19 protein-coding genes and 1 tRNA gene are annotated in these 21,590 nt (G+C 63.6%); 5 read left to right on the forward strand and 15 right to left on the reverse strand.

Features of this window, described 5'->3' with window-relative positions:
• The first annotated feature begins 2 nt into the window (after nucleotides 1–2).
• Together ACELLULO517_RS04220 and ACELLULO517_RS04225 are read left to right on the forward strand one after the other, a co-directional pair.
• Nucleotides 3–1,028, forward strand: coding sequence for an aldo/keto reductase (locus ACELLULO517_RS04220; RefSeq protein ID WP_227306011.1), 1,026 nt, complete (start codon nucleotides 3–5; stop codon nucleotides 1,026–1,028).
• Between the two features lie 2 nt (nucleotides 1,029–1,030).
• Entirely contained in the window at nucleotides 1,031–1,465 is a 435-nt protein-coding gene (locus tag ACELLULO517_RS04225; protein ID WP_227306012.1) for a secondary thiamine-phosphate synthase enzyme YjbQ, read from the forward strand.
• Between the two features lie 28 nt (nucleotides 1,466–1,493).
• On the opposite strand, the gene ACELLULO517_RS04230 is transcribed toward ACELLULO517_RS04225, so the two are convergent.
• The 4 genes from ACELLULO517_RS04230 to rpsF all read right to left on the reverse strand — a co-directional run bounded on the left by ACELLULO517_RS04230 (nucleotide 1,494) and on the right by rpsF (nucleotide 4,297).
• On the reverse strand, nucleotides 1,494–2,777 hold the full coding sequence (locus ACELLULO517_RS04230) for an SAM-dependent methyltransferase (RefSeq protein ID WP_227306013.1): 1,284 nt from the start codon (nucleotides 2,775–2,777) through the stop codon (nucleotides 1,494–1,496).
• A gap of 173 nt (nucleotides 2,778–2,950) precedes the next feature.
• A complete protein-coding gene (gene rplI / locus ACELLULO517_RS04235; protein WP_227306014.1) occupies nucleotides 2,951–3,514 on the reverse strand; it encodes a 50S ribosomal protein L9 in 564 nt (187 codons plus the stop codon).
• Between the two features lie 12 nt (nucleotides 3,515–3,526).
• On the reverse strand, nucleotides 3,527–3,802 hold the full coding sequence (rpsR, locus tag ACELLULO517_RS04240; protein WP_227306015.1) for a 30S ribosomal protein S18: 276 nt from the start codon (nucleotides 3,800–3,802) through the stop codon (nucleotides 3,527–3,529).
• 3 nt (nucleotides 3,803–3,805) lie between these two features.
• Nucleotides 3,806–4,297, reverse strand: a complete 492-nt coding sequence (rpsF, locus tag ACELLULO517_RS04245; protein WP_227306016.1) for a 30S ribosomal protein S6 — start codon at nucleotides 4,295–4,297, stop codon at nucleotides 3,806–3,808.
• A gap of 442 nt (nucleotides 4,298–4,739) precedes the next feature.
• Here rpsF and ACELLULO517_RS04250 point away from each other — a divergent pair, with 442 nt between their 5' ends.
• Nucleotides 4,740–6,644, forward strand: a complete 1,905-nt coding sequence (locus tag ACELLULO517_RS04250) for a potassium transporter Kup (RefSeq protein WP_406566230.1) — start codon at nucleotides 4,740–4,742, stop codon at nucleotides 6,642–6,644.
• A gap of 107 nt (nucleotides 6,645–6,751) precedes the next feature.
• Here ACELLULO517_RS04250 and ACELLULO517_RS04255 read toward each other — a convergent pair whose 3' ends face one another.
• From ACELLULO517_RS04255 to ACELLULO517_RS04275, 5 genes are all read right to left on the reverse strand, one after another.
• The gene (locus ACELLULO517_RS04255) at nucleotides 6,752–8,386 is read right to left on the reverse strand and encodes an ABC transporter ATP-binding protein (protein WP_227306017.1); all 1,635 of its coding nucleotides are present in this window, start codon (nucleotides 8,384–8,386) and stop codon (nucleotides 6,752–6,754) included.
• Entirely contained in the window at nucleotides 8,383–9,423 is a 1,041-nt protein-coding gene (locus ACELLULO517_RS04260) for an ABC transporter permease (protein ID WP_227306018.1), read from the reverse strand. The genes ACELLULO517_RS04255 and ACELLULO517_RS04260 overlap by 4 nt, the downstream gene beginning before the upstream one ends.
• 6 nt (nucleotides 9,424–9,429) lie before the next feature.
• The gene (locus tag ACELLULO517_RS04265) at nucleotides 9,430–10,491 is read right to left on the reverse strand and encodes a microcin C ABC transporter permease YejB (RefSeq protein ID WP_227306019.1); all 1,062 of its coding nucleotides are present in this window, start codon (nucleotides 10,489–10,491) and stop codon (nucleotides 9,430–9,432) included.
• 43 nt (nucleotides 10,492–10,534) lie between these two features.
• Nucleotides 10,535–12,373, reverse strand: a complete 1,839-nt coding sequence (locus tag ACELLULO517_RS04270; RefSeq protein WP_227306020.1) for an extracellular solute-binding protein — start codon at nucleotides 12,371–12,373, stop codon at nucleotides 10,535–10,537.
• 104 nt (nucleotides 12,374–12,477) lie between these two features.
• Nucleotides 12,478–13,260: an inositol monophosphatase family protein gene (locus ACELLULO517_RS04275; RefSeq protein WP_227306021.1), complete on the reverse strand. Its 783-nt coding sequence runs from the start codon at nucleotides 13,258–13,260 to the stop codon at nucleotides 12,478–12,480.
• 251 nt (nucleotides 13,261–13,511) lie between these two features.
• Here ACELLULO517_RS04275 and ACELLULO517_RS04280 point away from each other — a divergent pair, with 251 nt between their 5' ends.
• Nucleotides 13,512–14,252 carry a 3-deoxy-manno-octulosonate cytidylyltransferase gene (locus ACELLULO517_RS04280; protein ID WP_227306022.1) on the forward strand — a complete coding sequence of 247 codons (741 nt, stop codon included), beginning with the start codon at nucleotides 13,512–13,514 and terminating at the stop codon, nucleotides 14,250–14,252.
• Nucleotides 14,249–15,106, forward strand: a complete 858-nt coding sequence (locus ACELLULO517_RS04285) for a prephenate dehydratase (protein WP_227306023.1) — start codon at nucleotides 14,249–14,251, stop codon at nucleotides 15,104–15,106. The genes ACELLULO517_RS04280 and ACELLULO517_RS04285 overlap by 4 nt, the downstream gene beginning before the upstream one ends.
• Nucleotides 15,107–15,109: 3 nt before the next feature.
• Here the strand turns inward: ACELLULO517_RS04285 and ACELLULO517_RS04290 are convergent, their stop codons facing one another.
• The 6 genes from ACELLULO517_RS04290 to ACELLULO517_RS04315 all read right to left on the reverse strand — a co-directional run bounded on the left by ACELLULO517_RS04290 (nucleotide 15,110) and on the right by ACELLULO517_RS04315 (nucleotide 21,572).
• Nucleotides 15,110–16,213 (reverse strand): acyltransferase family protein, encoded by a 1,104-nt coding sequence (locus tag ACELLULO517_RS04290; protein ID WP_227306024.1) that lies wholly within the window; start codon nucleotides 16,211–16,213, stop codon nucleotides 15,110–15,112.
• Between the two features lie 65 nt (nucleotides 16,214–16,278).
• Entirely contained in the window at nucleotides 16,279–17,574 is a 1,296-nt protein-coding gene (locus tag ACELLULO517_RS04295) for an amidase (RefSeq protein ID WP_227306025.1), read from the reverse strand.
• Between the two features lie 179 nt (nucleotides 17,575–17,753).
• Nucleotides 17,754–19,112 (reverse strand): c-type cytochrome, encoded by a 1,359-nt coding sequence (locus ACELLULO517_RS04300; RefSeq protein WP_227306026.1) that lies wholly within the window; start codon nucleotides 19,110–19,112, stop codon nucleotides 17,754–17,756.
• 11 nt (nucleotides 19,113–19,123) lie between these two features.
• Entirely contained in the window at nucleotides 19,124–20,725 is a 1,602-nt protein-coding gene (locus ACELLULO517_RS04305) for a GMC family oxidoreductase (RefSeq protein ID WP_227306027.1), read from the reverse strand.
• A gap of 38 nt (nucleotides 20,726–20,763) precedes the next feature.
• Nucleotides 20,764–21,270, reverse strand: a complete 507-nt coding sequence (locus ACELLULO517_RS04310) for a sorbitol dehydrogenase family protein (protein WP_227306028.1) — start codon at nucleotides 21,268–21,270, stop codon at nucleotides 20,764–20,766.
• Between the two features lie 225 nt (nucleotides 21,271–21,495).
• Nucleotides 21,496–21,572 (reverse strand) — tRNA-Met (locus tag ACELLULO517_RS04315).
• Between the last annotated feature and the right edge of the window lie 18 nt (nucleotides 21,573–21,590).

Genomic DNA, 21,590 nt, shown 5'->3' on the forward strand with positions numbered 1-21,590 from the left:
GCTTGGAACAAAGACGTCTCGGACGATCCGGCTTCATGGTGCCCGTGCTGAGCTTCGGCACCGGCACTTTCGGCGGCAAGGGTGAGTTTTTCCAGGCCTGGGGCGCGACCGATGTCACCGAAGCCAGCCGTCTGATCGACATCTGCCTCGATGCCGGGCTCAATATGTTCGACAGCGCGGATATCTATTCCGCCGGCGCGGCGGAGGAAGTGCTGGGCGCCGCCATCCAGGGCCGGCGCGACAAGCTCATCATCTCGACCAAGGCGACCTTCCGGGCCGGTGAGGGCGCCAACGACGTCGGCTCCTCCCGCTTTCACCTCATCCGGTCGGTCGAGAACTCCCTCAAGCGTCTCGGCACCGATTACATCGATCTCTTCCAGCTGCATGGTTTCGACGCGATGACACCGGTGGAGGAGACGCTTTCGACGCTGGATGACCTCATCCGTGCCGGAAAGATCCGCTACGTCGGCTGTTCCAACTTCTCCGGCTGGCATCTGATGAAGTCGCTGGCGGCGGCCGAGAAATACAACCTGCCGCGCTATGTCGCGCATCAGGCCTATTACTCCCTCGTCGGCCGCGATTACGAGTGGGAGCTGATGCCGCTGGGCGTTGAGGAAGGCGTCGGCGCGGTGGTCTGGAGCCCGCTCGGCTGGGGCCGCCTGACCGGCAAGATCCGCCGCGGCCAGCCGCTGCCGGCAGGGTCCCGCCTGCACAAGACCGCCGATATGGGTCCGCCGGTGCCGGATGAGCTGGTTTATACGGTCGTTGAGGCGATGGACGAGATCGCGGAGGAGACGGGCAAGACCGTGCCGCAGATCGCGCTCAACTGGCTGCTGCAACGCCCGACCGTCGCCAATATCATCGTCGGCGCCCGGAACGAGGAGCAGCTGCGGCAGAATCTCGGCGCCGTCGGCTGGAATCTGACGGCCGAGCAGGTCGCCAAGCTGGATAAGGCCAGCGCCGTCACCTTGCCCTACCCCTATTGGCATCAGCGCGGCTTTACCGAGCGCAACCCCGCACCCGTCTGAGCATGCGGCAGGCAACCAACCGTCTGGGCATCCCGACGCGAGGCAAGGGGCTCACCGAATTCACCCGGGCCGTTCTGGCCTGGGTGGATGACCAGGGCATGGAAACGGGGCTGCTGACGCTGTGGTGCGCCCATACCTCGGCCTCGCTCGCCGTCACTGAGAATGCAAGCCCTGAGGTGCTGGACGATATCGTGCAGGCTTTCGAGCGGCTGGTGCCGGAGGATCGCGGCCAGCCGGGCGGCCAGCGCTACATCCATTCGCTGGAAGGGCCGGATGATATGCCCTCGCATATCCGCACGCTGCTGACCGGCCCCCAGCTGACGATCCCCGTCGCGGAAGGCCGTTTAGCGCTCGGCACCTGGCAGGGCATTTTCCTGTTCGAGCATCGCACCCGCCCGCATCGGCGGGAGGTGGTGCTGCACCTGATCGGCGAATAAGGCGGAGCAGCCGCTCCGCCTTGCGGGGTCAGGCGTGGACGCTCTCGCCCGCCGGCACGAAGCTCTCGGCCTTGGCGGCCGCCGGCACGGCGCTCATCATCCGCTGTTCGGTATCGGTGATATAGTCCCGCGCCATCGGCACGGCCGATTGCACGCGCGTCAGCTGGACCTGGAAATTCACATGTTCCTGGTAACGGAAGGCGAGTTCGGACCCGACCAGATAGAATTCGAACATGCGGCAGAAGCGCTCGTCATACAGCGTCTGGATGGCATCCCGGTTGGCAGCGAATCGGCGGCGCCAATGGCGCAGCGTCTCGGCGTAATGCAGGCGCAGCACCTCGACATCGGTCGCGATCAGGCCGGAACGCTCGATCGGCAGCATCATTTCCGACAGCGCGGGCGAATAGCCGCCCGGGAAGATGTATTTCTCGATCCAGGGATTGGTGGTGCCGGGACCGTCGCTGCGGCCGATGGTATGGATCAGGGCGACGCCGTCATCCTTCAGCGTGCGCTTCACCATGCCGAAATAGCTGGCGTAATGGTTGATGCCGACATGCTCGAACATGCCGACGGAGACGATGCGGTCAAACCGCTCCTGCACCGCGCGATAGTCGAGCAATTCGAATTTGACGCGATCGGAAAGGCCCTCCGCCTCGGCCCGGGCGCGGGCCTCGGCCAGCTGCTCGGTCGATAGCGTGATGCCGGTGACGCGCGCGCCGTAATCCCTCGCGAGCGTCAGCGCCATGCCGCCCCAGCCGCAACCGATGTCGAGCACGGAAAGATCCGGCCGATCGAGCTTCAGCTTCGCCGCGATATGGTGCTTCTTGGCAAGCTGCGCTTCCTCCAGCGTCTCGTCGCCACGAGCGAAATAGGCGCAGGAATACTGTCGGTCGCGGTCAAGAAAAAGGCTGTAGAGACGACCGTTGAGGTCGTAATGATGGGCCACATTGCGGCGCGAGCGGACGGCGTTGTTCAGCTGCTTGAAGCGCCGGAAAATGGTGCCCATGACCATGCGGGCATTCATGATCGGCACGGCCCCCATGCCGGCCATCTGCAGATTGGCGAGCAGGACTTCCATGACCTGGTACAGCGAACAATCGACCGGGACCAGAAGCCCGTCCATGTATAGCTCGCCGACAGCCAGTCCAGGATTGAGGACGATGCCGCGAATAGCCTTCTCATCCGTCAGTTTGAGGGCATAGGCGCCGTCCCGATCAGGCCCATAGGTGGTCTTTTCACCATTCGGCCAGATGACGACCAAGCCGCCTTTTCTGATCATGCGTTTCAGAAGGCGATCAAGGATCTGTCGCATTACCACTTCTCTCGTCTCACGACGCGGACCGGGCGGAATCCTGGCCCGCTGCACATTACCGAAGTGATAATGCGCTGAGGGTTGCCGGAACTGCAAGCGCGCGCGGACAGAAAAGAAAAGGCCGGCCGGTTTTCACCGGCCGGCCTTTCTATAGAAGAAGCAGAGCGCCGAAATCAGGCGGCCGGCTCTTCTTCCTCGGTGCCGAAGATATCGGCGGCAACATCGTTCTCTTCTTCAGCCGCACGACCGACCGCTTCGCCGCGAAGCTGCTTCTCAGCTTCTTCGACGGAACGGGCGACGTTGACGGAGATCTGGATCACGACTTCGGGATGCAGCACCACGCGCACGGAGCGAACGCCCAGCGTCTTGATCGGGTGATCAAGCTCAACCTGAATGCGATCGATGCCGAGACCGCTGGCCGTCGCCGCTTCGGCGATGTCGCGGCTGGAGACGGAGCCGTAGAGGCTGCCGCTGTCGCCGGCCTGACGGATCAGGGTCACGGACAAGCCGCGCACGCGGTCGGCCACGCTCTGCGCTTCTTCGCGGCGCTGAAGGTTCTGAGCCTCCAGATGCACGCGCTCCTGCTCGAAACGGGCGGCATTGTCCTTGGTTGCGCGAAGCGCCTTCTTCTGCGGAAGCAGGAAGTTGCGGGCATAGCCCGGCTTCACCTTCACGCGGTCGCCCATCTGGCCCAGCTTGGGAACGCGCTGGAGCAGGATGACTTCAATAGCTGCCATGGTCGTTCTCCCTTACTGCAGAACGTAAGGCAGCAGCGCCAGGAAGCGGGCGCGCTTGATGGCGCGGGCGAGCTCGCGCTGCTTACGGGCGGAAACCGCCGTGATACGGGACGGAACGATCTTGCCGCGTTCGCTCAGGAAGCGAGACAGCAGGCGAACGTCCTTGTAGTCGATCTTCGGCGCATTCGGGCCCGAAAAGGGGCAGGACTTCTTGCGGCGATAGAACGGGCGGCGGGCGCCGACGGCAGCGCGACGGGCGGCCGGATTGACGTCTGTCGTGTCAGACATGGATCAGATCTCCTCCTGCATGCCACGGCCATGGCCGTGACCACGGTCATCCTCGTCATCCCGGGGACCACGATATTCTTCGCGGGCGCGGAATTCTTCACGGTCGTCATAACGGCGGCGGCCGCTATCGAAGCGGCCAGCGGGCTTCGGCCCACGGAAACCGCGATCGTCAGACTTGCGTGCGAGAACGGCGGAAGGATTCTCGTCGATCTCATCGACGCGAATCGTCATGAAGCGCAGCACGTCTTCGTTCAGACGCAGCTGACGTTCCACCTCGGCCAGCGCCTTCGGCTCGATTTCGAGGCCGAGGAGCACGTAATGGCCCTTGCGGTTTTTCTTGATACGATAGGCAAGGCTACGCAGGCCCCAGTATTCGCGCTTGCGCACCAGGGCGCCTTCGCCTTCAACCTGAGCCACGACCGCGTCAGTCAGGGTATCGACCTGCTGCTGCGTGATTTCGCTGCGTCCTATGACGACGCATTCATATAGAGGCATAATTGTCCCTCCGGATGTATCGGCCTGGTATCCGTGCTCCGGGTATCCGGGTACGGCCAAGCACAGCCGAGGTGATGCCTTCACCACGGCAGGGCGGGTGCGCAAAGGCGCAGATCTTGCCCGATTCCGCAAGGCAAAGCTGACCTGCAAGAGTCTGATGCTGTCTGGGTATCGAAGCCCTTCGCAACCGCAACACCGCCATGCTTGCGCTCCGCTGTCATCCCAGCGTAAGGCTCCGTCCAGAAGCTCAGCAGAGACGGGATTTTAACGGGGTCTCCTAAGCCGAAACCCGGTCTTCACAACCGGTCCAAGCGAGCCGGTCCAACCCTGTCGGTCTGGATGTCATGCCCCGAGGCTTTGCTCGCATTTCGCTTCGCCTGACTGCACGCCCCACCCGCATTTCCGCTGACGACTGGCGCCCGCCGACAGAAACACGGATCCGATGAACAGCTCGACCACCACCGCCGCGGACGCCTCTCACCCTATGCGCAATGCCGTGACACCCGCCTTGCTGCTGGGTGTCCTTGGCATCGTATACGGCGATATCGGCACCAGCCCCCTTTATGCGCTTTCGACCTGCCTCACGTTTTTCGGCCGCGCCGGCATGACGGATACGACCGTCCTCGGCACGCTTTCGATGATCTTCTGGGCTTTGATCATCACCGTCACGATCAAATACGTGACCTTCGTGATGCGCGCAGACAATAACGGCGAAGGCGGCATCCTGACCATGATGGTGCTGGCGCAGCGCGTCTGCCGCCGTCCCAAGGTCGCCTCCAGCGTCGTGCTGATTGCCATCATCGGCGCCTGCCTGTTCTTCGGGGACGGCATGATCACGCCCGCGATCTCGGTCCTCTCGGCGATCGAGGGCCTGGAAGTGACCTCGCCGCTTTTCGCGCCCGCGGTGCTGCCGCTGGCCGTGCTGGTCATCGGGCTGCTGTTTTCCTTCCAATATCGCGGCACGGCGACGATCGGGCGGGTTTTCGGCCCTGTCATGGCACTGTGGTTTCTGTCGATCGGCATCCTCGGCCTGGTCGAGATCATCCATAACCCGTGGGTTCTGCGCGCCATCTCGCCGACCTATGTGGTGTTTTTTGCCATGAACCACGGGTTCATGACCTTCGTGACGCTCGGCTCGGTCGTGCTGGCCGTCACCGGCGCGGAAGCGCTTTACGCCGATATGGGCCATTTCGGCCGCAAGCCGATCCAGCGGGCCTGGACCTTTTTCGTGCTGCCTTGCCTGGCGTTGAATTATTTCGGCCAGGGCGCGCTGGTCCTGCGCGATCCGAGCACGCTCGATAACCCCTTCTTCCTGCTCTGCCCGCATGTTTTGCGGGTGCCGATGGTCATTCTGGCGACGGCCGCCACCGTCATCGCCAGCCAGGCGATGATTTCCGGCGCCTATTCGGTCGCGCGGCAATGCGTGCAGCTCGGCTTCATTCCGCGCATGATCGTGCGCCATACCAGCGAGACCGAGGAGGGACAGATCTATGTCCCCCAGGTGAATACCATGCTGCTGGTGGGCGTGCTGATCCTCGTCCTGTCCTTCAAGACCAGCGCCTCTCTCGCCTCGGCCTATGGTGTCGCCGTCACCGGTACCTTCACCTGCACCACGATCCTTGCCTCTCTCGTCTATCGCCGGCAGTTTAAATGGTCCCGCTCCGCGGTCTTCTGCGTGTTCGGCCTGTTCTTCGTGCTCGACGCGACCTTTTTCACGTCCAACCTGATGAAGGTGCCGGACGGTGGCTGGGTGCCGATCGCGGTTGGCCTGGTGCTGATGGCGACCATGACGAGCTGGAAGCGCGGGCGCGAGCTGATGTTCCAGCGCTGGAAGCAGGACAGCCTGCCGCTCAATTCCTTCCTCGCGCGCCTGCCCTCCTCCCGCATCATCCGTGTGCCCGGCACTGCCGTCTTCCTGACCGGCAACGGCGCCTATGTGCCCAATGCCCTGCTGCATAACCTCAAGCACAACAAGGTGCTGCACGAGCGGGTGTTCCTCGTCACAGTGCAGACGGCGGACGTGCCGGAAGTAGCTTTGCATGAGCGGCTTGAGGTCGAGGAACTGGCCCCGCAGGTCAACCGCGTGACGGTCAAATACGGGTTCAAGGAAAGCCCCAATATTCCCCGTGCCCTGGAAGAGCTGCGCGTGCTGGGCGTGCCCTTCGACCCGATGCAGACGAGCTATTTCCTGGGGCGGGAGGTCATCGTGCCGGCGCTGGTGCCGAAACTATCCTTCTGGCGTCTTTGGCTGTTCCTGGTGCTGTCGCGCAATGCGGTGCCGGCGACGGAATTCTTCCGCATCCCCAGCGACCGCGTGGTCGAACTCGGCGTGCGTATCGCGATCTGATTTCTAACCTTTACAGTCGCCCGCGCACTTGTTGCGCGGGTCTACCGGTCGCGGCGCCCCGACGGGTAGATGCGCGGAACAAGTCCGCGCACGACAATATAGATAGGCTAATCCACCAGCGTTGGCGCTTCCGGCTCGTCGAAACTGGTCTCGATCGCCCGCCCCTCGAAGGCCGCCGCGATCAGCGCGCGGGTGTAATCCTGCTGCGGGTCGGCGAAGATCCGCTCGGCCGGCCCTTCCTCCACAACCTTGCCCCGCCGCAGCACGATGATGCGATGCGCAAGCGCGCGGACGATGCGCAGGTCATGGCTGATAAAAAGATAGGCGAGGCCGTGATTGGCCTGCAGCCGGCGCAGCAGATCGACGATCTGCGTCTGCACTGACCGATCCAGCGCGCTGGTCGGCTCGTCCAGCACGACGAAACGCGGCTCCAGCACCATCGCGCGGGCGATCGAGATACGCTGACGCTGCCCGCCGGAGAATTCGTGCGGATAGCGTTCCAGCGCATTCTGCGGCAGCCCGACCTCGTTCAACACAGCCGTCACACGGTCATGCCGCTCCGCACGGCTGAGCTTCGGGAAATGCACCTTCAGCCCTTCGGCGACGATCTGCTCCACCGTCAAGCGGGGAGAGAGGCTGCCATAGGGGTCCTGAAAGACGATCTGCATATCGCCGCGCAGCGCGCGCAGGCGACGCTCGGGCAATTCCGCGATGTTCTGCCCCTCGAACAGGATTCTGCCCTTGGCCTGCTCCAGTCCCAGCATGGCGAAACCCGTCGTCGTCTTGCCGGAACCGCTTTCCCCGACCAGACCGACCGTCTCCCCTTCCCGCACGGTGAGCGAGACATCGTCGACCGCCGCGACATGATCGACCGAACGGCGCATGACACCCCGGCGGATGGCGAAGCGGACACTGAGATTTTCGGCGCTGATCACGGGCTTGGCGCTGGCCGCCACCGGCGAGGGCCCGCCCTTCGGCTCCGACCCCAGCAGCATGCGCGTATAGGGGTGGCTGGGACGCGCGAAGATCTCGGCGACCGTCCCGGTCTCGACAATGCGCCCGGCCTTCATGACGGCGACCCGGTCGGCATGCTGCTTCACGACGCCCAGATCATGGGTGATCAGCAGCAGGCCCAATCCCCGCGCTGCCTTCTGCGCGTCGAGCAGCGCCAGGATCTGCGCTTCAATGGTCACGTCCAGCGCCGTCGTCGGCTCATCGGCGATCAGCAGCGCCGGGTCATTCGCCAAAGCCATGGCGATCATCACGCGCTGACGCTGGCCGCCCGAAAGCTGATGCGGAAAAGCGTCCAGCCGATGCTCGGCATCCGAAAAACCGGCTTGTCCCAGCAGTATGACCGCACGGTCGCGCAAGGCGTCCCGGCTCAGCCGCGATTTGGTATGCAGGCGCACAGCCTCCGCCACCTGGCGGCCCACGCGATGCAGCGGATTGAGGCTGGTCATCGGCTCCTGAAAGATCATGCCGACGCGCCCACCACGGATGCGGCGGAGGTCGGCTTCCTTCATGCCGGTAATTTCTGCGCCCTCGATCTCGATCCGGCCGGAAGCGACCGTCGAACCCGGCGGCAAAAGCCGCAGCATGGAGAGCGCGGTCAGCGACTTGCCGGAGCCGCTTTCGCCGACCAGCGCCAGCGTCTCCCCCGCCGCGACGGTGAAGGAGACGTCCTGCACCACCGCGCGGTCCCCGAAGGAGACGGACAGGCCCTCTACGACAACAAGGCTCATCGAAAACCCGTCTTCCGTGGGTTGAAGGCGTCCCGCACCGCTTCGCCGATGAAGATCAGCAGGATGAGCAGTCCACCAAGCACGACAAAGGCGGTGATGCCAAGCCAGGGTGCCTGCAGATTGTCGCGTCCTTGGGAGACGAGTTCACCGAGCGAGGGCGAACCCGGCGGCAGGCCGAAGCCGAGGAAATCCAGGCTCGCGAGGATCGTCACGGAGCCCGACAGCGTGAAGGGCAGAAAGGTCAGCGTCGCGACCATGGCATTAGGCAGAATATGCCGGCGCATGACCGCGAAATCGGATACGCCCAGCGCCTTCGCTGCCCTGACATAGTCCAGCGTGCGGCCGCGCAGGAACTCGGCCCTGACGACGCCCGTCAGATTGATCCAGTTGAACAAGAGCAGAAACAGCAGCAGCACCCAGAAGGACGGCGCGATGATGGAAGACAGGATGATCAGCATGAACAGATCCGGCAGTCCGGACCAGATTTCGATGAAGCGCTGAAACAGCAGATCCGTCAGCCCGCCGTAATAGCCCTGAACCGCACCGGCCAGGATGCCGATCGTGGATGCCAGAGCGGTCAAGGTAAAGCCGAAGAGCACGGAAATTCGAAACCCATAGATGACGCGCGCCATGACATCCCGCGCCTGATCGTCCGTCCCCAGCCAGTTCCGCCACGAGGGTGGCGACGGCGCCGGACCGCCAAGATCATTGACGGTCGTATTGTAGCTGAAGGGAATCGGCGGCCAGATCATCCAGCCATGCGCGCGGATGGCGGCCGCGACGTCCGGATCGGAATAATCCGCCTCGGTCGGCATGAAATCCGCCCCGAAACGGTCCTCACTATAGTCATGCAGGATCGGGAACAGGAAATGCCCGTCAAAGCGGATGAGCAGCGGCCGATCATTGGCGACGACGCCCGCGCAAAGGCTGAGGCCGAACAGGACCAGAAAAACCCAGAAGGCGTAAAAGCCCCGCCGATGCGCGCGGAACGCCGCCAGCCGGCGGCGATTGAGGGGGGAGATGAGCGGCCGTTTCATCGCGCCTCAGTGCCGCGCTGAAAAGTCGATCCGGGGATCGACGACGGTATAGAGAACATCACCCACGATCTGCATCAGCAGGCCCAGCAGCGAGAACACGTAAAGCGTGCCGAACATCACCGGGTAATCGCGCTGCAGCGCGGCCTGATAGCCCAATTGCCCCATGCCATTGAGCGAGAAGATGATCTCGATCAGCAAAGCCGAGGTGAACAGGATGCTTATGAAGGCGGCCGGAAAACCTGCCACGATCAAAAGCATCGCATTGCGGAAGATATGGCCATAGAGCACCCGTGCATTGCTCGCCCCCTTGGCGCGCGCCGTCAGCACGTAATGCTTGCCGATTTCTTCCAGAAAGCAGTTCTTGGTCAGCATGGTCAGGCTGGCGAAGCCGCCCACGACCATGGCGACGGTCGGCAATACCATATGCCAGGCATAGTCGCCGACCCGCGCCGGCCAGTTCCAGGATTGCGACCCCACGGTCGTCAGCCCGCGCAGCGGAAACCACTGGAAGGCGGTGCCGCCGGCGAAGACGACGATCAGCATGATCGCGAACAGAAAGCCGGGAATGGCGTAACCGACCAGCACGATCAGCGTCGTCACCAGATCGAAGCGCGTGCCGTCCCGCGTTGCCTTGGCAATGCCGAGGGGAATGGAGATCAGGTAGATCAGCAGCGTCGACCACAGGCCGAGCGAAATGCTGACCGGAATCCGCTGCAGAATCAGGCTCCAGACGGATTGGCCGAGGAAGAAGCTCTGGCCGAGGTTCAACGTCAGATAGCCTTTGAGCATCAGCCAGAATCGCGTCAGCGGCGGTTTGTCGAAGCCGAAGGTATGCCGCATCTGGGCCAGGATATGCGGGTCGATGCCCTGATCGCCGCGATAGAGGCTGCCTGTCGGCGCCGCTGTTTCGGTGGCGCCCGCCACCATGCCGGCCCGCCCCTTCAGCGTCGCGATTTCCTGCTCCACCGGACCGCCGGGCGCGAATTGCACCACCACGAAATTGATCGCGATGATGCCGAACAGCGTCGGGATAATCAGCAACAGGCGGCGCAGGATATAGGCGAGCATGGATCAGCCGCCCCGCCCGGTCACGGCAGTGCCGGGACGGATCTCAGCTGGCATTCGAATGATGGCGCTGCGTGTCGGTGGCGGTCGCTTTCGCTTGATCGATCCACCAGCTGTCGATGTCGAAACCGGCCCGCAGCGGCTGGTTGGGGAAGCCGAAAACATCCCAGAAAGCCAGGCGATAGGCGCCCAGATGCCATTGCGGCACGACATACCAACCCCAGAGCAGCACACGATCCAGCGCATGGACCGCCGCATAAAGGGTATCCCGGTCGGTCGCCGCGATCACCTTGTCGACCAAGGCATCGACCACGGGACTTGAGACACCCATCTGATTATTGCTCCCGGTCAGCTTGGCCGCCGCCGAGCCCCAGTAATCGCGCTGCTCGCTGCCCGGAACGTCGGATTCCGGGAACAGCACGACCGTCATATCATAATCGAAATTGTTCATCCGCGACTGGTATTGCGACGGATCGATCACCCGGACGGAGACATCGATGCCGAGCCGCTTGAGGTCCTGCACATAGGGCAAGGTCACCCGCTCGAAGGACGGGTCGCTGAGCAGGATTTCGAAGGCCATGGTCTCCCCGGCCTTGTTCTTCAGCATGCGGTCCTGCACCGTCCAGCCCGCCTGTTCCAGAAGATGCAGTGCGGCGATCAGCGCCGGACGGTTATTGCCCGACCCGTCATTGACCGGCAGGGCGAAGGGCTTGGTGAAAAGCTCTGACGGCAGCTGCGCCCGGAAGGGCTCCAGCAGCGCCAGTTCGGCGCCGCTCGGCAGGCCGGAGGAGGCCAGATCGCTATTGCTGAAATAGCTCAGCGTCCGCTGGTAGCCGTCATAGAACAGAACCTTGTTGGCCCATTCGAAATCATAGGCGGACGCGATCGCCTGGCGAACGCGCGGATCGCTGAAGACCGCGCGCCTGGTATTCATGCCGAAACCCTGCATGCCGGCCGGCAACCGGTCCGGGAAGACCTGCTTCTTCACCAGGCCCTTCTGCACCGCCGGGAAGTCGTAGCCGGTGGCCCAGTTCTTGGCGATATTCTCGTTCCGGAAGTCGATATCGCCGGCCTTGAAGGCTTCCATCGCGACCGAGGGGTCACCGAAATAGTCGTAGGTGATGCGATCGAAATTATAGAAGCCAAGGCAGACCGGCAGATTGGCCGCCCAGTAATCCGCACGCCTGCGATAGGTGACGGAGCGGTTGAGCGCCAGGCTTTCCACCTTATAGGGACCGGACCCGAGCGGGGCATCGGTCAGTGGCGCCGTGAAATCCCGCCCCTTCCACCAGGCCTGCGGAAAGACAGTCAGCCCACCCAGGATGAGCGGCAATTCCTTCGCCGCACCGGGATGCAGGTTGAACACCACCGTCCGCGCGTCCGGCGCCTGAGCCGAAGATACGGCTTCGTAATATTGCTGATAGAAGGGCTGACCCTTGGCGCAGACGGTCTCGAAACTCCAGACCACGTCGCTCGCCGTCACCGGCGTGCCGTCCGCGAACTTGGCCTCAGGCCGCAGCGTGAAGGTCACGCTGCTATGATCCGCCGCCACCGCGACCGTCTCGGCCAGCAGCCCGTAAGCGGAGGCAGCCTCGTCGCTCGACTGGCGCAGCAGCGTATCCCACAGGTAATTGGCGCCGGCCGCTGGATTGCCGCGAATGATGAAGGGATTGAAGCTGTCAAACCCGCCGATCTGGCTGAAGGTCACAGAACCGCCCTTGGGCGCATTCGGATTGACGTAGGGGAAATTCTTGAAACCGGCGGGCAGAGCCGGCAGGCCGGTGACACTCACGCCATAGCCGCCCGGCGGCACGGTCTGCGCGCGGAGAGCCCAGGGGGCGGTCAGAAATCCAGCGCTGGCCGCCAGAAAGGTCCGTCGCTGCATCCACACTCCCCGAACGATCTTTGCCGATAACACGCCACTGAAACAATGGGGGCTTTCGGTCGCCACCGAAAGCCCCAGGAGATGGCCGGACGCTGACGGTTTCGTCAGCTCAGATGCTGCATAACGGCGGGAAGCAGGGACGGGTCGCCGAGGGCGACCACACGACCGGAACAACCCAGGCGCAGCGGTGCGCCCGTCCAATCGGTGACGCTGCCGCCGGCGCCGGTCACGACAGGAACCAGGGCCGCCCAATCCCAGGGTTTGAGGTCGTCTTCGACGATGAGATCGATCTGACCGAGCGCCAGCAAGCCGAAACCGTAGCAATCCCCGCCCCAACTGGTGCGACGGACAGCGCGGCGCAGCCCTTCGAAACGCGGCCGGGTTTCGTCGGTGAAGATATCGGGGCTGGTGCAGGACAGCTCCGCCTGGCCAAGGGTCGGGCAAGGACGGCAGCCGGCTTTTCCACCGAGCGGCCCTGTAAACTCGGTCGGGCGCCCGGCAACACCGACCCAACGCTCGCCCGTAATCGGCTGGTCGATGATGCCGATGACCGGCACCCCGTCCTGCAGCAACGCGATCAGCGTGCCGAAGGTGGTGCGGCCGGTGATGAAGGCGCGCGTACCGTCGATCGGGTCCAGCACCCAGGTGAAGCCGCTTTGCCCGCCGGCGGTTTCCCCGAATTCCTCGCCGATGATGCCATGCTCGGGGCAATGCTCGGCCAGCACCGCGCGCATCGCCTGCTCCGCCGCGCGGTCCGCCAGCGTGACCGGGCTATCGTCGGCCTTGTCGTCGGCCTGCAGGCCCATGCGGAAATAAGGACGGACGGCGCCAGCCGCGGCATCGGCGGCGGCAAGCGCCACCGGCAGGTAATCCATCGGAGCAGCCATCAGAAAATCCGCTTCACTTAAAGTCTGGAAAGAGAAGGAATAGTGCCGGGTCAGAGACCACGGCTGAGACGGATCGGCAAGCGCCACCGCCCTTTTTATCCGACGCAGCGCCATTTGTCGGTATGGAGAGAAACCATTCCAGCCCAATCCGCGATTGGTGATGCGTGAGAAAGCCTTCTTGTCGCTCCTGCGCGGAATGGCTACCAGCGAGGCTGATCGATAGGGCCAATGATCCTATCGGACTGTTCTGTATGGATCGCCCCTTGACGCCAATCATCCTTATCCCGGCCCGCATGGGCTCCAGCCGCCTGCCCGGCAAGCCGCTCGCCATGATCGGCGGGGTGCCGATGATCGTGCGCATGCTGCACATCGCGGAGGCGGCAGGCGTCGGCCCGGTCGCGATCGCCTGCGCCGAGGACGAGATCGCGGCCGCCGTGCGCGCCGCCGGCGGCACCGCCGTGCTGACCAACCCTTCACTGCCCAGCGGGTCCGACCGCGCCCATGCGGCGCTGCAAGTCTTGGACCCCGAGGGCCGTCATGATGTCGTCATCAATCTGCAGGGCGATTTCCCGACGCTACAGCCAGCCCTTCTGCAACGGGTTCTGCTTCCGCTCGCCGATCCCGCCATCGATGTCGGCACGCTGGTCGTGCCTGTGGAGAGCGAGGAAGAAGCCGCCCTGTCCAGCGTCGTGAAGGCGGTCTGCGCCTTCCGTGAGGGAGCGGTGACCGCTCCGGCGCTCTACTTCTCGCGCTCTGTCGTGCCATGGGGGCCAGGCCCGCTGTGGCATCATCTGGGCGTCTATGCCTATCGGCGCGCGGCCCTCGACCGGTTCGTCAGCCTCCCCGTCTCACCGCTTGAAAAGCGCGAAAGCCTGGAGCAGCTGCGCCTGCTGGAAGCCGGCATGCGCATCGGCGTGGCCCGGGCGCCGGCCGCGCCCTTCGGCGTCGACACGCCCGAGGATCTGGAACGGGCTCGAAGGATTCTGGCATGACCCAAGGTGCGATCTCATTCCAAGGCGTCTCCGGCGCCTATTCCGACCTTGCCTGCCGCAAGGCGCATCCTGAGCTGACACCGCTCCCCTGCGAGACCTTCGAGGCGGCGATCGACGCCGTGCGCGAGGGCCAAGCCCAGCTGGCCATGCTGCCTTGCGAGAACACGCTCGCCGGGCGTGTGCCGGATATCCATTCCCTGCTGCCCGATAGCGGGCTGGCCATCGTGGGTGAACATTTCGAGCGTGTGGAGCATTGCCTGCTCGGCGTGAAGGGTTCCAGCCTCGATACCATCAAGCGCGTCCATAGCCATGCCGTCGCCCTCGGTCAGGTGCGCCGGTTGCTGCGCGAACACGGCATGCAGCCGGTCGTGGAAGCCGACACCGCCGGCAGCGCCGCACTGGTCGCACATTGGGGCCGGGTCGAGGACGGCGCCGTCGCCTCCGCCCTCGCGGCCGAGCTGTACGGCCTCGATATCCTGCTGCGGAATGTCGAGGATGCCGCGCATAACACGACGCGCTTCTATGTCGCGGCGCGGGAGCCGCGGCTGCCGCCGCCCGAAGCGCCGGGGCTGATGACCAGCTTCGTCTTCCGCGTCCGCAACGTGCCGGCGGCGCTGTACAAGGCGCTCGGCGGGTTTGCCACCAACGGCATCAATATGACCAAGCTGGAAAGCTATATGGTCGGCGGCCAATTCACCGCGACGCAGTTCCTATGCGACGTCGAAGGCCACCCGGAACACCCGGCGCTGCGCCTGGCGCTGGAGGAACTCGCCTTCTTCTCCCGTGAAATTCGCGTCCTCGGCGTCTATCCGGCCGCATCCTTTCGGCTGCGGCAAAAGAACGCCGCCGACTAGCCATCAGGCACTTGCCTGTGCAGCACCGATCGACGGCGCGCGCAGACGCGCGGCCCTTTGCTGCAGATTGCGCTCGATCCGCCGTGCGATACGTCCGCCAAGCTTGCGGAACGGTTCCTCGATCAGCAGCCAGGTGACGGTCGCACTCGCCAAGCCCAGCACCAGCACGCCGATGAGCCAGACCCAGGCATCGGCGTCTCGGCCGAAGGGCAGACGGGTCGCCGGAAAGCGGGTCCAGGTCACGCCGATGACCTCCTCATGAAGGAGGTAGTAGGAGAAGGAGATTCTGCCCAGCCAAAGGCAGACGCGGGCTCGCAGAACCCAGGCGACGATGCCCTTATCGTAGGAAAGGCTCAGAATAAGCAGGGCCGCGCAAATCGGAATATAGCCCCCCGCGCCGGTCGCACAGGCGGCGACGATACCGCCGAGACCGACGATTTCCGCCAGGATCGTAAGGCTCAGGCCCGGCACCGGAACGCGTTCGCTCGCCAGTCTTATCGCCATGCCAAGGCCGAAACAGACCAGACCGCGTCCGATGGCGCCGTCACCCCAGACATAAAGGTCTGTCATCTGCAGGTGATACTCGACCACCACCAGCACGAGCAGGATTGGCAGAAGAACCCAAAGCCGAGCCGGACGCAGCATCATGATGGCAAGCGGGAACAGCAGGTAGCAGACGAACTCGACCGAGATCGACCAACTGACCGAGTTCCACATCAGCCGGTGATAGACGAAGGGCTGCAACAATAAGGCGCAGACCGGGAACCATCGGGCCTGCAGCGACTCGGTATGCATGCCCAGTTTCAGATATTGGTCCAAGGCCAGCATCGCCATCCCGGCCATGACCGCGAGATGCATCGGGTAGACGCGAAAGGCCCTGCGGGTGAGAAAAGCCCCCAGGTTATGCCATTCCAAACCGCGATAGACCGCCGCAAGGATGAAGCCGCTCAGAATGAAAAAGATGTCGACGCTCGTATAACCGTAATGGGAAACGCCCGACAAAAGGCTGTAACCGACATCGGCCATATTCATGTGGTAATGATAGAGAGCCACCCATAAGGCGGCAAAGCCGCGGATGGAGGTCAGAGGGACGCTTTCCTGGCGCATTTTATCTTTCTGGCGTCCCCCCATCGGCAAGGTCAACTTAAATTGCCCGCGGTTAACCGCCGCCGTCAGCCCAGTTCCGTTTCGATGGCGAGCGCCGCGGACAGCAGCGGCACATCGCGGCCGTTCTGCCCGAGCAACATAAGCCCCACCGGCAGGCCTTCCGTCCGCATCGGCAGGGAGATGCCGCAAAGATCAAAGAAATTACCGAAACTGGGGTTGCGCAGGATCAGCGCATTGGTCGCCTGGAAGCGCGCCGAATCTGCAACGGACTCCAGGCTCGGCGCCACGACCGGGGTTGTCGGCATGGCGAGCAGGCGGCCATTGGCAAGCTGACCGTCAAGCGCCGCAACCAGCGCCAGACGACGGCGCAGCGTCGCGACATAGCGCGGTGCCGTGACCTGCAATCCGCCGAGAATGCGGGCGAGCACCTGCGGATCGAATGCCGCGCGATGGCTTTCCAGGTGAGCCGCGTGGATTGCGGCGGCTTCCACGGGCACGATCGGCGCCTCGGCCAGCGCGGCCCGCATCTCCGCGATCAGCGGCCCGATCTCGGCCCAGATGATCGTCGCACCGGCCTTGGCCAGCTGCTGCAGGGTCGCGTCGAAGACGCTGAGCACGGCAGGCTCGACCCCTTCCAGAAATTCCTCGACGACCGCGATGGTCAGTGTCGAGAGCGGGACAACCGCCAGCGCATGCGGCGCCTCGCCCGCCATCACCGCGTCAGCCTCAGCGCAAAGGCGCACGCTGCGCGCCAGGGGACCGATCGAATCGAGCGTGTAGGACAAGGGAAAGGCGCCATCTCGCGGCACGCGCGCGGCGGTCGGCTTGAAGCCCACAACCCCGTTCAAGGCTGCCGGGATGCGGACCGATCCGCCGGTATCCGTGCCGATGGCGATATCGCCCAGGCCGAGGGCGGCCGCCACACCGGCGCCGGAGGATGACCCACCGGGCACGCGGCTGGGGTCAGCCGCATTGCCCGGCGTGCCCCAATGCGGATTGAGGCCGAGGCCCGAATAGGCGAATTCGGTCATATTGGTCTTGCCGAAGATGACGGCGCCGGCATCGCGCAGCCTTTGCACGATCACGGCGTCCTGCGCTGGCGGGGCTGCGTCGCGCAGCATGGACGACCCTGCGGTCGTCGGCTCCCCCGCGACATCGAACAGATCCTTGATGCTGACGAGCGCACCGTCCAAGGGCCCGAGGCTTGCGCCGGCAGCGGCGCGACGATCGGCAGCGTCAGCGGCCGCCCGCGCGGCTTCGGGGTAAAGGCGCGTGAAGATAGCGGGATCGGCATCGGGCGCCGCGATAAGGGCGAAGGTCGCCTCCAGCCGGTCGCGCGCCGACATCACCTGATCCACCATCCCAGTCTCTCCGTCTCACAAGCTGACGGGGAGACTAGAGCAGATCCCGGTCAGATGGAATCATCTGGCCGGGTGAAGATGCTCGCAAAAACAATAATCTAGAGCGGAGCCTGTGAGCGTTAGCGAACAGGAAGCGCTCTAGGCCCCGTTTCGGGCTGCCGCACAAATGCGCGGCGGCATCAGGCAGCACGGCGGCGCCGTAGCAGCCAGATCAGCAAAGCGAGAATGACCAGAACGACGACCACCGCGGCCGCGATCATCCCGTCCCGCGCCAAAGCCAGCAAAGGTGACGGCGCACCGCCGGCCCGCAACGCGGCCACCCGTGCGGGCGTGATCTGCACGCCCGCATCGCCGAGCTTGGCGAACAGGTAATTCGTCAGCGTCGCGACCTGGCTATCATCCATCACCTGGCCGAAACCCGGCATCGCCTGGCTATTGGCCAGTCCGTCGCGCGGCGTCAGCCCTTCCAGGATCGCCATCGCGACATTATCCGCGACCGGGCGCCGCAGAGCGGCGTTGCCGAGCAGCGCGGGCAGGCCGTTGCCGCCCTCGCCGCCAGCCTGATGGCAGGTCGAGCAGTGATCGGCATAAAGATTGGCGCCGGCCGAGGCGGTGCCGTTCATCAGCGCGACGTCATCGTCGAGTGGCGCGGCCTGCGCCGTGTCGCCCGGCGCGACCTGGCCGGCCTTGGCCGCAATGCTGTGGATATAGGTCGCGAGCGCGTGGATATCGCCAGGGCTCAGATGGCTGAGGCTTTTATTGATCGCTTCCAGCATCGGGCCGCCGGCCTCCGATCCATGATCCGAGCGCCCGGTCGAGAGATAGGTTGCAATGTCATCCACGCTCCAGCCGCCGATGCCATGGACAGGGTCGGACGTGATGTTGGGCGCGTACCAGGTGCCGAGGGAGGCGCCGGATAGCGCGTCCCCCGATTTCTCGGCCATCAGGAAATTACGGGGGGTATGGCAGGTCGAGCAATGCTCCAGCCCCTCCGCCAGATAGGCGCCGCGATTCCATGCCGCATCACGCGCGGGGTCAGGCGTGAAGCGCGTGTCGTCCAGAAACAGCAGGTTCCAACCCCACATCGAGGCGCGAATCGAGAAGGGGAAAGGCAGTTTCGTCTCCGGTGCCGCGACATCGACCGGCTGCACACCCTGCATGAGATAGGTGTAAAGCGCGTGGATATCGGCGTCCGAGATCTTGGCATAGGCCGTATAGGGCATCGCCGGATAAAGGTTCGCCCCGTCGCGGCGCACGCCTTCGCGCACCGCGCGGGCGAATTCGGCTTCCGAATAATCACCGATACCGTCGGTCTTGGACGGCGTGATGTTGCTGGCAACGATATTGCCGATGGGCGTGGCAATCGCGAGGCCGCCGGCAAAGGGCTTGCCGCCGTCGCTGGTGTGACAGGCGGCGCAATCGCCGGCCGTCGCCAGATATTTGCCCTGCGCGACCAGACTATCGTCCTGGGCAAACGCCGTGGTGGCAAAGCCAAGACCTGCGGTGAGGAGGGCTGAAAGAAGAAAGGAAAGTTTCATCGCGCCAGCCCTCACAGCTTGCCCAGAATGGCGTCGGCCGTTCGTAGCGACAGGGCAGAGGCGGTCAGCGTGGAATTGCAGGTGGCGAGCGTCGGCATGACGCCCGTCGACATCATGAAGAGATTCTCATGATCATGAGCGCGACCGACGCTATCCGTGACGCTGGTTGTGGGGTCATTCCCCATCGAAAGCGTGCCGCAGATATGCTGGTTATTGGAATATTGACCCGGCTTGCTGTGCTTGAGATTGGTGCCACCCAGCATCTGCGCGATCTGTTCATAGGCGGCGGTCGAAGCCCCCATGCCGCGATGCACGTAATCGTCGAAGGAATAGGAGAATTTCGGCTTGGGCAGGCCGAGCGCGTCGCGCCCTTCACCCAGCATGACGCGGTTATTCGGATCAGGCAGCTGCTCCAATACATTCTTGATACTGAGCCGGCGCGCGGCGCGATCTCTGATAGCGCTATCAAGCGCCTTGCCGGTCAACCCTTCGGCAATCGCCTCTGCGGTCACGCTCGCGACCTGGGAGCTATTGGAGAAGTCGATGCGGAAAGGCGCATGCTCCGAGCGGAAAGCGCCGTCGCGCAGCTGCTGGATGGAGGACGGGCTTTGCGGCCCGCGGCCGGGCCAGATCGGCTCATCGACATCGAAGGCGAGCGAGTTCGACGGGTGATCCATCAGATTGCGGCCGACCGTACCTGAGGAATTGGCAAGACCATCGGCGAACTTGTCGGAAGCCGACATCAGCAGGATCTTCGGCGTTTCGATCGCATTGGCGGCGAGCACGAAAGTCTTGGCTATGACGCGGTAGGAGGTCTTGTTCCAGTCATAATAGTTCAGCGCGGTGATGCGACCTTTGGCATCATGCTCAAGTCTATAGACCACGGCTTGCGGAATGAGTTTCACGCCCGCCTGTTCCGCGCTCTGTGCGGAAATGCCGCCGGTATATTGCGCGTCGATCGGGCAGATCGGCATGCAATTGTTGTTGCCGCAGCAGGCGGGCCTGCCGTCATAGGAGCGGGAGTTGCGACCGCAGGTATTCGTCAACACCTCGAATTGCGGTGCTAAGCGGTCCGTGACGCGCTGCTCAAGCCAGGATTTTGCGACCGGCGCCATCGGGAAAGGCTGGCTGCGCGGCGAGTATTTCGCCATTTCCGGCGGGCCGGAAACACCCCAGAGGATTTCCGCTTCATTGTAATAGGGTTCGAGATCGTCATAGCTAATCGGCCAATCGCGACCGACGCCGTATTTGGATTTGATACGGAAGTCATTCGGCACAAAGCGCCAAGCCTGCGCCGCCCAATGCCAGCTCGTCCCACCCACGACACGTAGATATTGCGGCAGATAAGGATAAGGGCCGGCCTGTTCGAGATAGCCGTTATTCTCAGGCGCATAATCCGGAAACGGCGCGAAAACGGAGTTGGGATAAGGCTTGCTGAGATCGCTTTTGAACGGCGAGGTGCGGAAGTTGTGCACGATCCGGTCGCGGGTGATGCGCGGCCCGGCTTCAAGCATCAGAACCGAAGCGCCGGCGAGGGCGAGCTTGCGTGCGGCCAGCGCTCCGCAGACGCCCGATCCTACGACGACGATATCGGCGGACAATGTTTGGGGCATTCAGGTTGTATCCGATATTGTCTTGAAAGAGCCGAAGCTCAGACCGGTTTGCGGGCCCAGGAGCCGTAAGCGCCATAGGCATAGCTCTGCGGATGCAGGACATCGGCGACGAGCTTGTTCGAGAGGTCGCTGGCATAGGCGACGCAGACGCTGTGCTTGCCTTTGCCGACGATGCCGAGATACCAGCCGGTCAGGATCTCGCCCGGCATCGCTGCCAGATCGGCATTCGGGCCCGTGAGCAAGGTCTTGAGATTGTCGACGTCACCCGTTCCCATCAGCGTCGCCAGCCGTGCAAGCTTCGCGTCAAAGCTGCCGTCCTGAGCCTTGAAAGCAAGATAGAGCGCCTTCTGCAAAGGGGAGGCGAGATCGGACCTGGCCGTCAGGGCTTTTGAGACGGCGGTGAAATCCGCGCTCGCGTCCGGCTGATCCGCGAAGGCAGCAGGCACAGTGCCGGCAATCAGACCCAGTCCTGCAAGAGCGGTCATGCCCTGAAGAACGGTGCGACGTCCGACCGTGATGGGAGAATTGGGGTTCATACTGCTCATACCGACGCCATCCAATGATATATCACTTGGTATTTTGGCGGCGTAACACACAAATGTGCGGGCGTATACACTGTACGGGAGCAGATGCTCAGCGCACAGGTTTTAGCAGCTAATTGTTCTGATCATTCCGATGAGAAGCTGGAGCACAGATCACCACGAGCACATACGAATAGCCGGCGCTTGTTGGCGTCGGTTTCCGAGGTCTGATCTGGATTTTTATAGTTATGGTTGCGGGGACAGGATTTGAACCTGTGACCTTCAGGTTATGAGCCTGACGAGCTACCGGGCTGCTCCACCCCGCGGGGGTGAGTTTTAAACGG

Source organism: Acidisoma cellulosilyticum (assembly GCF_020621385.1).
GTDB classification, from domain to species: Bacteria; Pseudomonadota; Alphaproteobacteria; order Acetobacterales; family Acetobacteraceae; genus Acidisoma; species Acidisoma cellulosilyticum.